Genomic DNA, 17,138 nt, shown 5'->3' with positions numbered 1-17,138 from the left:
AATATTCTAACCTTTTAATATTATAGTTATTTTTATATATGTAATATAATTAATGTTATTATAATTAATTGTATTATATTTTAATTAATTTTATTATAATTAATTTTATTATATTATACAGATGAATTCGTATATTATCTGAAATTCATTTGTATAAATATATTGTTAATAAATTACTATTATGTTATATAGGTGTTATTGTATTATGCTTTTGAAATATATTCGTTTTATTTAATGTTTCTTTTATATTTTTTCCAAAACTCTATCCTTTTTCAACAACAGCAAAGGTGCATGCGGATGAAAATAATGAACCGTAAATGGACAACGATTGTTTTAAGTATTCTTATTTTGACAGCGGTTTTTGTATCTCCGGCATCAGCTGATTACAACAGCACAATGACGCCCCAATGGAAAAATCCGTCACCTTCCGCAAGCGGCGCGCAAATCATTTCCCCAAATACCGGAAGCATGCTCTCCTTTCAAATCAATGTTTCCGAATCGGATGGCGCCGGAGACTATATTTTAAAAATAACGCTTCAAAATAACAATACGAGCGACACAATTTCCGGATTTAAATTTTCCGACGGCACCGCCAAAGATAAAATTCCGGCAGGAATGGAAGATGTGCTTAACGGCAATAAACCCGTTTTTGACAGCACCGGCACTTCCATTACGTATTCTCTGACCAATCCGACCCGGCTCTCTTTGGATGTTTTGGTCTGGGCCGACTCCAAAAAAGTCTACAACAGCGAAGAAGCCCTCATCAAAGCCACCCTGACCAAAAAAGATGGAACACCGGTCACGGAAAACGTGGTGATAAAGACCGTCTGCATCTATCCTCAAATGCCCAGCCGTGGAGACTTTATCCTCATCAACCCGACACTTTTGCCTTCCGGCGTCAACACAACCGTGGACATCGATTATATTTTCTATTCGGAATCCACCTGGCTGACATTAAATAATTCCGGGACAATCGTCAACAATGTCAATTACACCCTGGATTTCTCCAACGTTCTCATTACAATAAACGGCAGCCAACAAAGTTATTCGAATATGATTTCGTCGTTGGGCGCAAATTCGCCGGTTATATTTACCACAAAAACCGGCGGTCCGCTTACGGCCGATAATAAACTCACCTTTTCAAACAGCGACCTCTCCACCTTGAATTGGAATTACAGAATGCCGTTTCAAATTCAACTCACAGATGGTTTTAAACTCGAAAACGGAAAAATTCCCGCAATTGATTTTTCCGGACTTAACGCAACGGCAAACGTTCGAATCAACAACCGCGGCCCGATTGAACAATTGAATACCGGGCAGGCCGGCGAACTGTTCCCCTACCAAACCACAAGCTCCAAGTACAATGCCGAGTCCGCCAATATTACAAAAATTAATTTCATCCGCGCGACTGGCAGCGGCGATTACATCATGGCCAATTCTCTCCAGTACAAAGATACCGTTCGCGACCACTTTTATTATCAAGAATTATTCCGACTCGGATTTCTCGGAAGCGTCCGAAACGGTGAAAATGTCAACGTTACTTTAGACATCCCGGAAAACGTAATGCTGACTCATGTACGTTTGCCGGCAAGTTCATCCACCCGCTCGGCCGAGACGACATTTACGACGATTACGGTGTCTGATACACATGGTCACAGCAAAACCTACAACAACAGTTCCCATCAAATTAATTTATCCACCGAAGGCTTTACATTCGGTCCCGGCGAAGACTTGCATTTGGAGATAAAAGGACTTCTTAAAATGCAATCGGCTGCAGGAGGCACCAACTCCTATTCCTACAACAATCTGATTCATCTGGTCGGAACCACCAATGCCTCCGTCCAATCCGGCAACAAATTAAATTTTACCGCCAAAATCACCGGACAAAACACCTATAACAATACCTCTTCCTTCACGGCCATTGACAAATATGTCGCCACCACTTATCTAAAAACCCCAAATCAGACCGTCCTCTACAATGATGCCAAAACCGTCAACAAAGGAGACACATTCAGTCTTTACAATGTGTTTAACGTCTCCGTCTATCCCTATTATTCCGCCCACCGTCAAAACCCGCAAAGCCCGTCCAATACCGTTTTGTTCCCAAATCCCGTGGTGTATTTCAGCGTCCCGCCGAATATGACGGTTAAAGACGTTCATTTGGGTTTAAATAAAAATGAAGCGGCAACGGTGACGGATATTAACGGAAAAACGATTACGGTTGAAAAAAACATATTTCCCAATGCCGGAATTTGGGGCGCCGACGGTGGAAAACTGGTGGAGGTCAAACTGAAAAAAAGCATACCGGATGGCGAAAATAATTTCTGGCTTGGCTACAACGGCAATGCCAATTATTCCGTCCGGCTGGATTTGGAAGTGCCGGCCGATTATGCCGGCGCCGACAAAGTAATTTTCCCGCCGCAAAGTGTTTTACTGACAACGTGGGATCCTAATGCGACGGACGCGAAGACCGGCGGAGCCGGCGGAAATGTTTATTCGCTGGCAAGCGCCGGCATCAATACGTCCACCGTTTCCGATCTTCATGTCACGTCCGGATCCTACACATCCAATATGCAGAGCCGGGATCTTAATATCATCAGTTCTCATGTCGTCCAAGCGTATGTCAGTACAAAGACATCCGGCGGCTACTCCTCCTACAATCCGGCAAACCCGGATTCTTATCCCGAACTCAAAGCCGGTAGTTCCAATGAAGAATTTAAAATGTATATCAACAATGGAGGAAGTTCAACCTATACGAATGCCGTCGTTTATTTCATTTTGCCCAAAGGGACCGGCTGGAAAACGGCGGTCAATAATCCGCTTCGGTTTGAGCCTTTTGGAATGGCAAACAACAGTTACAAAGTCTATTATACAAAAGATGTGATCGGAACGGAAAATTTAACGACCGGCGGAGACCTTTTTGGAAATTACGCATGGGTGGAAATGAGTTTAAACAACAATCAATCGACGACAAGTATGGACGAATTGCACAACATAACGGCGGTTAAAATTGAATTTGACACGCTGAAAACGGATTCCAATTTGAAAGTTTACCTGCCGTTTCAGCTCCCCAAAGTCGGATCCGGTGTCAATTACGGAGACACGGCGGTCGGGCAAACACTTTATTATTTTGACAGCAATTTCAAAAGTGACCATGGTTTTACGGGAGCGGTCAAACTGAAACAATCGGACGTTCCAAATATTATGGGATACAATGTTTCTGAAAACAAACCGACCGCATTGGGAACATTATCAAATGTCAATCATTCCAATGGAACAATCCCGGATTGGTGGACTGTTTTTACCTATGACGATTTTACCCAAAATATCCGTCTGTTCAAAGTCAACGTTCATTTCACGCCGGCGAACGGTTCTTTGGCGTCTGATAACAACGTCACCGATTTTTCTTCGGAAAGCTTTGTTCCTCTCAACAGTACGGGCCATCCGGATCTGAACTACGTGACCGGATTTAAACTGACAATTCCGGAAGCCAACCGGTCGATCGTTAATGTTTCCAATCCGGGAACTTATGTGATTACTTATTTCACAACGGAGGACGATGACCGGCAAACCGGAATGGGTACCCGGACTTTTGTCATTCAAAAAGATCCGGGAACGATTCTGTTGACCGGGGCGGACAAAGAAATCTTTTGGAAATCCAATATTCCATCCACGCCCGAAAACAACGGAACTTGGGAAGATTATTACAAAATGTTTGTCAGCGGAACGGACTCGGGATTGGCTTTGTCATCCGGCGACATCCGGTTTGAAGGATACGGAAGTGGGGATATTTTTGACATAAATACACCGAAAAATTATGTTTTGGTGTACAATTACACGGACAGTGCCAACAATTATGTCAATGCAACGGTTTCCGTCGCGGTGAAATATGACGGGGAATTGTCCGGAAATGTCACCGGAAACGGAGTGCCTGTTATGAATTTGCCGGTGATGGTGAATGCGGCGCCGGCAACGACCGACAGTTTCGGATATTATTCCTCTCCGCTCAGCGCCGTCAAAGCGGACCCGAAAAATGTCAGCTATTCCGTGTCTTTAAGCAGTGTACCGGCCGGACTCAAACTTCCGGCGCCGGCAACTCAAAACGGAATTGCTAATGCGTCGGATGGCGGCGCTCCGACGGCAGATTTTGACTTGGATCCGGTAACCATCAATGTAACGTTTACCAATCCGGATCTTTGGGTGGAATCGGTGGCGCTTTACAATTCAAGCGGTATTAAAGTCCAAGAAATCAACAGCAGTGATCTGATTTTTCGGGATTATTTCTTGTTTGAAAAGGAGGCGGGAAGCGGTTGGTTTGAGTCCGGAAATTATTATTTGGCCGCGACGATGAAGCCCGGCTACAAACCTACAACCGGCAGCGAATTCGACATTCCGGGCGGCATGTCTTTGGAATGGCAGACGGCGGAGTTTTCAATAGGAAATGTCGACCTGGTCAAAACAGGCGGGGACCCGGATGATGCGCCGCTCATTGATGGCTTTGTTTGGAGCGATGAAAACCGGGACAGTATTTTTGACCGTCAAATCGATCCGGAGCCGTTTATTTCCGGCGCCGAGGTGAATTTATTGAATGAGTCGGGCGGCCTTATGGAAACGACGGTGACGGATGAAAACGGTTATTATTATTTCCCGAATGTAGTTCAAGCGTCCGGTTATTATGTTCAGGTAGAACTTCCGGCTGGTTTTAATCACGCGTCTGCGTTCCAATTCGATCAAAAGATTCATGAAAGCGATGATTTCAAATCCGACCTCCTCACCATAACGCCGGCGGATCTTCAATTCCGAAACATAAATGCCGGTTTCTATTATGCGGATGAGTCCGGTTCGGAGTCCGGCGGTCCGGTTGGAAACGCGACGGTGGTTCCGCCGGGATTGATGAACGGGACCGATCCGGACAAAACGCCGCATACGCATGTTGTTCCGTATGAGCATCAGGATTCAGAAATGCCAACCGGAGTTCTTTCTTGGGCAGGGCTTATTTTGATGGTGCTGGCCATCGTTTTAGCGTTGCCGCAATTGGTTCGTATTTATCAAATTCAATCCGAAAAGGGAAAAAGGAAGGCAACTTTTTACATTCTCGCTGTTTTTGCGGCAGCTCTGGTTATCGTTCTCTTCTTCCTCTTTTACAATTTAAGCGGAGATCCTGTTTCCTATAACGCTTATGATATCGTGCTTGCCGTTGTCTTTTTAATTGAAATTCTTTTTACGGCAAAAGCTTACGGGAAAATTTGAACCAAACAAAGTTTAAAATTAAGAAATTGATGGTTAAGAAATTTGTAAAACCAATAACAGCGAAAAAAATTCGCTGTTATTTTTTCTCTTTTTTTGTTTTTTGGTTTTGTTTATTTTTGTTGGCCGCCGCACGTGTTATGGTGACAAATTTTCAACGCTTTACAATAAATACGGTGGACAGTTTTTTAAAATTTTAAGTCATGGGGCTTGTTTATGGTTTTAAAATTTCCGGCGGGGTGTTTTCGTTTTCGGATGGCTGAAAAAATTCTTCCGCATTGTTTCGGCAAAATTTTCCCGGACGCAACGGGAATTTTTTTAAATACTTTTAATTCCTAATCTTCCTTGATTTCAGATGATGGACTCCTCCGACTGGGCGGAAAAGTACCGCCCGCAAACCTTTAAAGAAATTATCGGCAACAAAAAAGCCCTTCACGAGCTGCGCGAATGGGCGGATTCTTGGGCCTCCAAAATTCCGGAAAATCGTGCCGTTATTCTTTTTGGTCCGGCCGGCGTCGGAAAAACAACATCGGCTCACGCGCTTTCCCGGGAAATGGGTTGGGAACTCATCGAACTCAACGCCGGAGATCAACGAACAGCCGACGTCATTGATAAAATTGCAGGCTCGGCCTCCCGGATGAAAACACTTTTTTCTCATGAAATATCGGAAAACCAACTTCTTGGAAAACGGCTGATTGTTTTGGATGAAGCTGATAACCTTCACGGAACGTATGACAAAGGCGGAAGCAAAGCCATCTCCGATGTGATTTCAAAAACCACGCACCCGATTATTCTCATTGCCAATGACGTTTACGGCATCACGCAAACCATCCGTTCTCAGTGTCTTGAAATTTCCTTCTCAAGCATTCAAAGCCGCTCCATTGTGCCGGCGCTCAAACGGGCTTGTGATGCGGAAGGACTGTCCTGTGAGGAATCCGCCCTTCTCAAAATCGCGGAAAACGCCGGCGGAGACCTCCGAAGCGCCATGAACGATTTGCAGGCGTGCGCTCTGGGAAAAACAAAATTGACGGAAGCCGACATCGTAGTGTCCGGACGTGATGTCAAAGAAACGGTTTTTAAGGCGCTTGTTAAAGTGTTCAAAGGCAAAAACCGGCAGGAAGCGCTTGACGCGGTCGGGACGCTGGATGAAACACCGGATGACCTCATCCAATGGATTGACGAGAACTTGCCGCTTCAATTTCCCGATGACAAAAAAATATTTCCGGCTCAAATCAACCCGGACATTTCCGGCGGATTTGCCGTGCTGGCAAGGGCCGATCTTTATTTGGGACGCGTCCGCCTGCGCCAAAATTACCGGTTGTGGCGGTATGCGAATTATTTGATGACGGTCGGACCGATGTCGGTTCGCACCCGCGATTATTCCGGATTTATTAAGTACGTCCCGCCATCGCGGTGGAAACGGATGGGCTCCTCCAAATCCATGCGTACAATGCGCGACAATATTGCCGCAAAAATATCACGCCGGCACCATGCTTCCTTACGTGTTTCCCGAAATGAATTGATTCCGTATTACATGCGGCTCATGGAAAATGAAGCGTATGCCGTTTCACTCTCCGGGGAATCGGATTTTGATTTGGATGAACTGGTTTACCTGCTCCGTGCCAAATCCGCAACCAAAGAAGTCAAAGGAATTTATGAGAAATCCCAGGAAATCGCCGCTAAATACAAATCGGAAGAGCCGGAATTCTTTAAAGGAAAACTCTCCCGAAAAGAAAAAGGAAACGAAGGCGGGCGGGAAGCGGTTAAAGGTCAGGCGACCATTGAAGAAATGGCGGCCGCGGTGGAAAAGAAAAAAGAGAGTGACCAAAAACAACAGGAACTTAAAAAACAGCAGGAACTTGAACAAAGTAAACAAAAGGCAGAGGCGGACGAAAAGTCTAAGGTATCAAAACAGGAAAAGAATGAGCCGCCCAAAAATCAAAAAAGCCTCTTCGACTTTTAATTTTTCAAATTCTGATTGTTGAATTATTGTTTGTTGATATTGATGTTTATTGACATTGATGTTTATTGACATTGATGTTTATTGACATTGATGTTTATTGACATTGATGTTTATTGACATTGATGTTTATGATGCATGTTGATTTTTCAATGATTTTTTCAATTGTAATGCTTATTTATATCTGGAAATAATTATAATCATCAACTCTTGTTTTAATTTTATTTTTCAAGTTTATTTCTCAGATTTATTTTCAGATTCGGGTTGTTTTATGACAAAAAAATCAGTGACCATTACTCCTTCCGAAGGCTCTTCTTCCGAAGGTTTTTCCGCCGATATTTCCCCATATCCGGAACTTTTAGAGCTTTGCCGTCGGATTCATTCCGAGGTTGTCTTTGCAATTTCTTCTCTGCGGGGAACTCTGCAGGCCGGCGACTTTATGTTTGTCGGGGATGACGGGACAGACACAAAACGCATTGATTTGGCGGCGGAAGATGCCGTTGTCAATTATTTGAAATCTACCGGTCGGTCCATGATTATTATCAGTGAAGAATGCGGGCGTGTCGTATTGGGTGAAAATCCGGAATTTACGGTCATTATCGACCCGCTTGACGGAACCACAAACGCGGTTCAAAACATCCCGTTTTACAGTCTTTCTATTGCGTTTTCAGATCCCGGATCCAATGATGTTTTCTTTGGGTATGTCGCAAGTCTTGCCAATGGTGACGAGTTTTATGCCGGAAAAGGCAGGGGCGCTTTTATGGATGGGAAAAAAATCGCCTCGTCCACCGCTTCATCCATTCGGGAATTAACGATTAGCGCTTACGGCTACCGCCAAAATACGGACCGCGCCACCAAAATATGTTCCCGCGTCCAAAAGCTTCGGGTTTTGGGAAGTGTGGCGCTCGAATTGTGTTATGTGGCTGCCGGAAAAATTGATGCGTTTATTGATGTGCGGATGGCTCTGCGGCTGGTGGATATCGCCGCCGGTCAGCTGATTGTCAAAGAAGCGGGCGGCATTGTGACAGATGGCGTCGGAAAACCGCTATCTTTACCGGACAATCACATCAAGCCACTGAATTTGGTGGCTTCAAATGGCGTGATTCATCAGGAAATTTTAAATTTGCTGACTTATCCGGAAATTTCGTGTCGCGGCGACCGCTATTATTACAAAGGTGACGTGAAAAAAATCGCAATCGTTTCACGATGTGACAGCCCGGCGGCACTTAATATGGTTCACTATATCATTGAAGCCTTTTCGGACCGGGTGCAAGTTTTTCTTTCGTCTTCTCCCGCCCGCCTTTTGGGTATGGAGGACCGGGGAATGACAGTTACGCAAATGGAAGAGGAAGGCATAGATTTCATTGTTTCCCTTGGCGGCGACGGCACGATTTTGCGCAACATGTCTAAAATGAAAGACCCGATTCCGATTTTAGGTGTCAATATGGGTCGTCTCGGTTTTTTGGCGGACGTGGAGCCGGAAGACGCGATTGAATCGATTGGAAAAGCCTTGTCCGGATTTATGTATGACGAGCGTCCCCGTCTTGAAATTTCTCTCAATGGAAAAGTTCTCGGGACCGCGATTAATGAAGTGGTTGCCACATCGGCGTACCCCGCCAAAATGATGACGTATGAGGTTTTGGTCAACGGGCAATTTTTAAATGAAATCCGGGCGGACGGCATTGTTTTTTCAACGCCGACCGGATCGACCGCATATGCAATGAGTGCCGGCGGCCCGATTGTCTCTCCCGAAGTCGATGCGATTTTGATTGTCCCAATCGCGCCGTTCCAACTCTCTTCTCGCCCCTGGATTATTCCATTTGACAGCGAAATTACGCTGCGGCTGAAGATTCCAAAAGAAATCGTTTTGGTGACGGACGGAAAAGTGATTGAAAAATCAGACATCGACGCCGGATTAAAACCGGATATGGAAAAGCCGTCTCTTGAAAGTGAAACACATCTGAAGGTGACGGAACATGATACAATCACAATCAAAAGAGCACGATATCCGGGACGCTTTGTGAAATTTTCAAATGCCTGTTTCTATGATACGGTCCGGCAAAAGTTGGGATAAGTTCCCGATATGCTTTTTTAATTTTTTATTTTCATTTTACGTTTTTATTTTTACGTTTTCATTTTCACTTTTTTGATTTTCGCGGCCGGCGTGTGCGCGTTATGGGGTCTGATTTTTAAAATTTAAACAAAAAATTGTGGGCCGGCTTTTTCAATACATTTTTAAAATGACACTTATTTCAATCCATTTTTTCAATTTGAATTCTATTTTTTTAATTTTAATTTCTGATCTTTAATTTTTATCTTAATTTTTGATCTTAATTTTTTACTCAATTTACTTTCTTTTTTAATTTTATTTTTATAAATATACCCAATTTTATATATTTCATAAATATATTTAATTTGTGTTTCTTTTTTAATTTTCCAAGCATTATTTTCATTAGTTTTTTATAGATATTCGTAAGTTATTCTAATAAATAATTATTACTTGTGTAGTCTATATTTTTTTCTTAATATAATATTTGTTTAGTCAATATATCTGGAATATAAAAACTTCACTTCATGGTGAATTTATGAAAAAAAACACAAAAAATATTTTATTTATTGCGATTGCAGCAGTTCTTTTAATTCTGCTTTTCGTATCAGCGTACACCTTTTTGCATAACGACGAACGTTTACCCATTCCGGCATCCAATTCATCTTCCGGCTCACAATCTTCCGTGTCTCATGAAGCGGAAGGATTTGAAAATAGAAATGGCACCGGAAATGATAGCGGTTCCGGAAACAGAAGCGGATTTAATGCGGGAAATGCCGGATCGGATCCGGTTCGGGTGACGCCGGGCGGCTCCGGAACGGTTGCACAAAACGTTTTTGTTTCCGGGGATTTTTCTCCTCGGGAGTGGTCGTTTGAAAAAACAGTGACAATCCAAGCAACAGCAACCAAATATCCGGTCCAATACATCCGCTGGGCAGCCGGTGATTTTACGGCGGATACCTTTCCGGCAACCCCGATTGCATCCGAATATACCGGTCCGTTTAAAGTGAGCGGCAATGGGAATATCACCCTTTACGCGCAAGACACACAGGGATTTAAAAATGTGTCCGTTTTAACCCTTGAAAAAATTGATAATATTGCCCCAACAATCACATCCGCTTCTCTTATTCCGGCAGCCGGGATTTGGGGAACCCAAGTCAAAATCGAAACAACCGTTACAGATTTGGAAAGCGGCGTTGCGGCCGTGAAATATGCGAAGGGAAATTTTAAAGCGGCAACTTTCCCTGTTGATACGGCAACCGACATTCTTTTGGATGGAGCCGGCACCGGAAACTTTACGGTGACCGCCAACGGAAAATATACGATTTACGCCAAAGACAATGCCGGAAATGAAATCGTTTCCATCGTTTCTATTTCAAATGCGGATGCCAAAAAACCGGCCATTTCCGGTGCCTCTTTGTCGGCGGATTTTAATCAAAAAGTCGTTTCTTTTACGGTAACCGATGATCTCAGCGGTGTTTCTGAAGTAAAATATTTGCAGGGAACGATGAGTGTTTCTGATTTTTCAATTTTGGGAGATGCAGCGACGGACAAATCCGGCGGCAATTATGAATTTACGGCAAATGCCAATGGAAAATACACCATCTATGCGAAAGACAATGCCGGAAATGAAAAAATCCGTGTGATTACCGTTTCCGGTATTGATATTAAGGCGCCGGTCATTTTCATTCCGATGCTGTCGGCAGACTTTGATCAAAAAACCGTCTCTTTTACGGTGACGGATGATCTCAGCGGCGTTTCCGAGGTAAAATATTTGCAAGGGAAAAAATCTGTTTCGGATTTCTCAAGTTCCGGCAGTACCGCCACGGATAAATCCGGCGGCGATTATGAATTTACAGCCACCACCAATGGAAAATACACGATTTACGCCAAAGACAATGTCGGCAATGAAAAAATCAGAGTCATAACCGTTTCCGGAATTGACAAAACGGCACCGGCCGTTTCCGATCTTTTTATGGATCAAGATCCTACGCCCAACAAAGTTCTGTTTAAAGTCACGGATAGTCAAAGCGGCGTTGCCGTTGTTAAATATCTGTCCGGAAATCATAACGTCGGGGATTTCAGCAGCATTTCGGTATTAACGGAATCCGGCGGCAAATATTCCTTTGATATTGAATCCGGAAAGAATGTGTATACTATTTATACAAAAGACAATGTCGGCAATGATAGAATCCGGCGCATCAATGTCAATTCGATTGACACGGAAGCTCCTGTTATTTCGGAGCCGGCGGTTTCCGACGTCAGTGCTTGGAAAACCGTAAAAACGGTTTCTTTTACGGTGACGGACAATGAGGAAGTGGCTTTGGTTCAATATGCGATGGGCACGTTTACAAAAGATGCGTTTGACACCACTTCCGGAACGGAACTGTTTAGAGCCGGAGTCAGCCATGATTATTCGTTTGATGCGACAGCAAACGGCGTTTACACAATTTTTGCGCAGGACGCCACCGGAAACAGAGTTGTCAAAACCGTCACGGTTTCGATGATTGATGAAAATATTCCGCAACTCGGATTTTCAAATACCACCGTTTCCGGCTATTCGGAAACACTCACTGTTACAATTTCAGACCCCGGTGAAAGCGGCGTGAACACGTCCGCGTCCTTGTGGGCCAAAGGAACGCATACCGCTGATGATTTTGAAAGCGGAAGTATTTCCGGGGAATGGCTTCCCGAAACATTGACTTTTTACAGAAACGGCGTTTACAGTTTCTATGCCCAAGACAATGCAGGACGGTCGGCTGTTGAAACGTATCAAATTTCGTCCATTCATACGGGTGCGGACTCAAGCTCCCCGCTTTTGATTAAAAACATTGAGGACATCCAAAGAATCAATGACGACATGGAAGAAGGAAATAACGCTTTCTATTACAGAATGGAAAATGACATCGATTTCACGTCCGTGGCAAACACTTGGATTCCGGTCGGTGCCGACGGACAAACTTTTGCCGGGGTTTTTGACGGAAACAGCAAAACCATCCGCGGCCTTATTTCAAAAGCAGATTCAGACGATGGAAACATTGTGAAATACCAGAGTTTATTCGGCCCGACCGTTGGCGGAACGTTTAAAGATTTAACGTTGTCTTACGACAGTCTTTCCAATAACTATTATGGAAATGCCTTTACGACAACGCCGCAAACGACGTCTTTGGATTACTGTAAAGTGAACAACGTTTGGGTGTTTTCGCCGGATAAAATGGCAAATGTGATTGCGGAAATTGAGGCGCAGGCCAACCAATTCGACGGCAACAAAAACAACAAAACAACGATTGCGATGCATACGCTTGGATATATTCGCCATGTTCGCTACAATGGCGGAAATTGGGACGTTATGATTGAAAAGCCGAATGCATCTTTTACAAGTTATATGGCGGCAAATTCCACCAAAGTGCATTCTATCTTTTCATCCGGTGCAGATATTTTTGTCACCGACACTTACACAAAAGACGGTGTCATTGATTTCATTCACTTGGATGCGCCATTGAATGGAATTGTTTCTACCAAAGCTCCCCAAAAAACAGTTGTTTTTTCCATTACTGTTTACACAACGTATGAGCAAGATGATCTTTTGGGATGGGCCGGCGATCTGCAAAGCTATTACAACACAGCTGCCGGAGGTACCACGGATGGAATTGGAAAGCGTAACTTTGGAGTTTTCTCTCAGGAGGATATGTATGCCGACTTGGATGCGGTGAATATTGGTTCAATGATTATGTCAATTAATTCATCGAGTAGTTCGAAAAATGTTGTTAATAAGAATGTTTCAACCGCATTTGCTGAATATTACAGCAACCCAGACCGGTCTGAACAAAAGAGATTTACATTATTTGTTGACAATTTAGATGGACGAAGTTCCTATGCAACGGCGACTTTTAGTGGTGACATCAAAACACTTGATAAAGCAACAACTTATTACACGACAAACGTGACTATTTTGGGCACCGCGAAGTGGCAAATTTATCCGGCAGGCATAACAGATCCCAATCTCTTAAAACTCAGAAAAGAATTCGGAACTTACATCTACACAAAAGCAGGCCGTACGGTTCCCGCAATTTACCAGTAAAAACAGTTTTTGAGAAAAATGATTTCCATCATTTTTTCTCAAATTTCATTTTTTAAATATTTCAATTTCATTTTTTTCTCTTTGTTTTTTTCTTTTTGATCTTTCTTTGATCTTTCTTTTTGTTTCTTATTTTTCATCTGAAATTTTAAATATCAACAAGTAATAATGGTGTCATCATTTTAATTCAATCTTTTAATTTTCATATGTCTTTACTTTTATTTTTCAGTTTTTAAAAACGGGGCGGTTTTTTGGCAGACGACAGCGGTGAAAAAGAACGGTTGCGGCGGAATCTGGAACAGATTCTTCCGATTCTTCAGGCGGAGGAGGCTGTCTTTTCATTAAATGCCAAAAAAGCGTTGATTGCAACCGACATTCACGGCAACTCGGATATTTTGGATTTCATTCTGGCGCTCGGCTTGGAAAAAAAGGCGGACGCCTGGATTTTTTTGGGCGACCACATTGATAAAGGACCCGATTCCGTCGGTGTTTTAAACCGTCTTTTTGACCTGAAAATCCAATCCCCCAAAAATGTTGTGTTGCTGCGTGGAAATCATGAAACGAAAGACGTGAATTATTTGTCGGAATTCAAAAGTTCAATTTTAGAAGAGCCGGACCTGTTCGAATTGGCAAACGACGCTTTTAAAGAGTTGCCGGTTGCGGTGGTTTTAAATGAAAAAGTCTTTTGTGTGCATGGCGGGCTTTCCGAAAGTCCGCTTTTGGAAATTTCCAAATCCGCCGAAGATTCCTTTTCTTATTTATGGAGCGACCCTGCCGATGTGAAAGGCTGGTCCGCGTCCCCGCGCGGAATCCGTGTCAAGCGATTTGGTCCGGATGTTGTCCAATCTTTTCTTCAAAAAAACAATTTTCAACTCGTGATTCGTGGACATACGACACTGGAATGCGGCGTTAAATTCTGGTTTGACAAAACCCTGGTGTCGCTTTATTCGGCTTTGCCATGTGCGGGTCCGGATATTCGGGCGGCGGTTTGTTTGGCAAGTCCGGAGTCTGTGGAATTTTTCTTCTACAGAAAAGATAAAAAGAAAAACGATAACGGATTCGTTTGGGAATATAAAACCAGCAGGCTCGCGCTTCATCCGATTTTAAAAGAAAAAACAGCTGAACAATCCGGTTCGGAAAATGTAATGCCGGCCGCACCGGAATGTAAAAAACGCGGAAAAATCCGGCAAAAAACAGATATGGAAAAATGGAAGAGGCTGACGAAAAAGGAATCGGCGGAACGAAAACAAAAACTTCGAAAAAATTCAAAAACAACCGACTCAATTCAAAATACAAAATAAAACAAATTCAAAATACAAAATAAAACAAATTCAAAATAAACAAAATATTAAGATAAATATAAAACCCTTCAACCCCTTTTCTTTGTCATGGCAACAATTTATGACCGGTTAAAATCTGCGCAGTCCGAGCTTGAATCTTATCAAAAATCCCGGCAAAACGATTTGCAGGAATCCTTTTTTTATTTTGTTCGTTTTTCCGAAAATGTCAAAGCCGTCATGGATGATCTATTTAAAGAAGTGACTGACATGGAATCGGGGATGGAAACATCTCTTGTCGGCAAGAATAATCCAAATACGGTTGCCGCCATCCGAAATTCCGCCCGAAAAAAAATTGCCGAAAATAAACTCAAAGCACAAGCCCGAGACCTTCCGGCATCCAAAAAATGGACCAAAAACGGAATTGACCGTTATATGTCCAATATTAAAGAATTTGAGCAATCCGCCAAAAACAGCTTGCAAACCTTAGATGAATTGGAATCCTTTATCGGAAAGAGTCTTGCCGTTTCCAATTACAAATTTATTCGGGATGGGATTTTGTCAGGACTTTCAAAAAGGAAATCAAATCCCGGATTTTCGGTGGAAAGCCTGATTGATTCCAAATACCGGATTTTTGCGAAAAGCAGCGATATTATGTCTGTTAATATGATTTTTGATTTTTTGATGGATGAAATTGACGCGCCGGAAATGAATGAAATTCAGGACATGGATTATGTTCATTTTAAATATCTCTTAATTTCTACGATTGATGCTGTCCGGATCTGTTTTGAATTCCTGCCGTGCTATGAAGTTTACCGGTTTACATCCGATCTTCCTCAAAAACCGGCGGAAAATTCGGAATTGGTTCAAATGACTCCGGAATTGATTTCCTACACCGCCGGAAAAATGAGAAATATGGCAAAACTGGCAAAATCGTATGAGAATTTTGAAAAAGATGAAGAAAAAGTGTTGAACTAACGTAAACAGTTTTTAGGATTTTCTGCAATGTCTACTGTTTTTAGGATTGCTGCATTTCGCCAACATATCTTTTCCTTATAGAAACAATTCCGAGAAATTCGAGATGCAAAGCATCTCGAATTTTCGGGCGGTTTTGCTTGTTTTTTTTTGTTTGCTTGTTTTTTTTGTTTGCTTGTTTTTTTTTGTTTGCTTGTTTTTTTTGTTTGCTTGTTTTTTTTGTTTGCTTATTTTTTTCAATAAAATATCTCCTCTATTTGAAAATAAAATCAAAAAAATGTCCATTGATTTTGATTTATTTTTAAAAAATATGGTGCCGTAATGCGCGCGGCGGCGAAATAAATAAAATGATCAGAGCATCAGGATATAATAAAATCAAAAGTGAAACAAAAATAAAATGAAACTAAAATGAAAAAATAAAAACCCACATTCAATGGAGAAGTGCATAATCTCCGAAAAAATAATGTGGGTGCTTAACTTATCTAATTCTTGCACAAAAAGAAGAGGAAAGCACCCATGATGCAAAACACATTGAAAGATAAAAAATATTCGCACCTAGAATTAGAACAACGAATAGACATTGGAATGTACAAATCATAGAAATGTACTCAAACTCAGATTGCAACCGTGATTGGCTGTTCACAATCAACTGTTTCCCGGGAATTAAAGCGGAATCAACCACCACATAATGATGTGTGCTATAATCCTCTCCAAGCACATAAAAGAAGCGAAAAACGAAAGTATGATGCTGCAAAGAAGGAAATATTGAAGGATAGATATATTCGCCGGTACGTTCATGAAAAATTGAAAAACCGATGGACGCCGGAACAAATTGCTAAAAGAATATCCATGGATTATCCAAATCTCAAGACCAATTATGAATCAATTTATCGATACATCTATTCTGTCGGGAAAGAATTAATTCAGTATCTGCCAAGACATCATCGAATCAGAAGGAAAAGAGGAAAGGAATCAAAAAAGCATGAAGGAAAGATATCAAACAGAGTTTCAATTGAGGATAGACCCGAGTTTGTAAATCTCAGAATCAGAGTGGGCGATTTTGAAATTGACACTTTGGGGTCACAAAAATCTAAATCATGCCTTCAGGTAATTGTGGATCGGGTTACGCGATATACCTGGATTAATTTGTTGAATGATAAATCTGCTCATGAAATGATGGAAAAGGCGATTGCTACTTTAAAACAACTGGATCCGGCATTCAGAAAAACAATCACTTTCGATAATGGGACAGAGAATGCTGCTCATATGAGATTGAAGGATGAGTTGGATATTGATACTTATTTCTGTCATACCTATTCCAGTTGGGAAAAAGGAACGGTGGAAAACACGATCGGGATAATTAGAAGAATATTCCCTAAAAGTACAAATTTTTCATTGATTTCAATAAAACAAGTGAAAGAATTAGAAGAGTGGCTGAATAACAGGCCAAGAAAGTGTTTAAATTTCATGACTCCTTTGGAAGTCATGAAATTATGCACTTCTTGATTGAAGATAAGAAATAAAATAAAAACAAAATCAAAAACAAAATCAAAA

General features: G+C 42.1%; 7 protein-coding genes. All 7 read left to right on the top strand.

The genetic code is table 11. The annotated features are described in order from the left end of the window. The first annotated feature begins 297 nt into the window (after positions 1-297). The 7 genes from MsAm2_RS05045 (at position 298) to MsAm2_RS05015 (ending at position 17,090) form a co-directional block, all read left to right on the top strand. A complete protein-coding gene (locus MsAm2_RS05045) occupies positions 298-5,250 on the top strand; it encodes an SdrD B-like domain-containing protein (RefSeq protein ID WP_338097177.1) in 4,953 nt (1,650 codons plus the stop codon). 352 nt (positions 5,251-5,602) lie between these two features. Then, positions 5,603-7,210 (top strand): replication factor C large subunit, encoded by a 1,608-nt coding sequence (locus tag MsAm2_RS05040; RefSeq protein WP_338097176.1) that lies wholly within the window; start codon positions 5,603-5,605, stop codon positions 7,208-7,210. A 268-nt stretch (positions 7,211-7,478) separates the two neighbouring features. Continuing rightward, positions 7,479-9,281: a bifunctional fructose-bisphosphatase/inositol-phosphate phosphatase gene (locus MsAm2_RS05035; RefSeq protein ID WP_338097175.1), complete on the top strand. Its 1,803-nt coding sequence runs from the start codon at positions 7,479-7,481 to the stop codon at positions 9,279-9,281. Between the two features lie 511 nt (positions 9,282-9,792). After that, positions 9,793-13,335, top strand: a complete 3,543-nt coding sequence (locus MsAm2_RS05030; RefSeq protein ID WP_338097174.1) for a hypothetical protein — start codon at positions 9,793-9,795, stop codon at positions 13,333-13,335. 248 nt (positions 13,336-13,583) lie between these two features. After that, positions 13,584-14,633 (top strand): metallophosphoesterase family protein, encoded by a 1,050-nt coding sequence (locus tag MsAm2_RS05025; RefSeq protein ID WP_338097173.1) that lies wholly within the window; start codon positions 13,584-13,586, stop codon positions 14,631-14,633. Between the two features lie 87 nt (positions 14,634-14,720). Then, positions 14,721-15,587: a hypothetical protein gene (locus tag MsAm2_RS05020; RefSeq protein WP_338097172.1), complete on the top strand. Its 867-nt coding sequence runs from the start codon at positions 14,721-14,723 to the stop codon at positions 15,585-15,587. Between the two features lie 624 nt (positions 15,588-16,211). After that, positions 16,212-17,090 carry an IS30 family transposase gene (locus MsAm2_RS05015; protein WP_420846959.1) on the top strand — a complete coding sequence of 293 codons (879 nt, stop codon included), beginning with the start codon at positions 16,212-16,214 and terminating at the stop codon, positions 17,088-17,090. Positions 17,091-17,138: the final 48 nt, after the last annotated feature.

The sequence above is a fragment of the Methanolapillus ohkumae genome, from assembly GCF_032594355.1.
Classification (GTDB): Archaea; Halobacteriota; Methanosarcinia; order Methanosarcinales; family Methanosarcinaceae; genus Methanolapillus; species Methanolapillus ohkumae.
The sequence above is the reverse complement of the archived record's forward strand: the minus strand, read 5'-3'. Positions and strand labels throughout refer to the sequence as shown.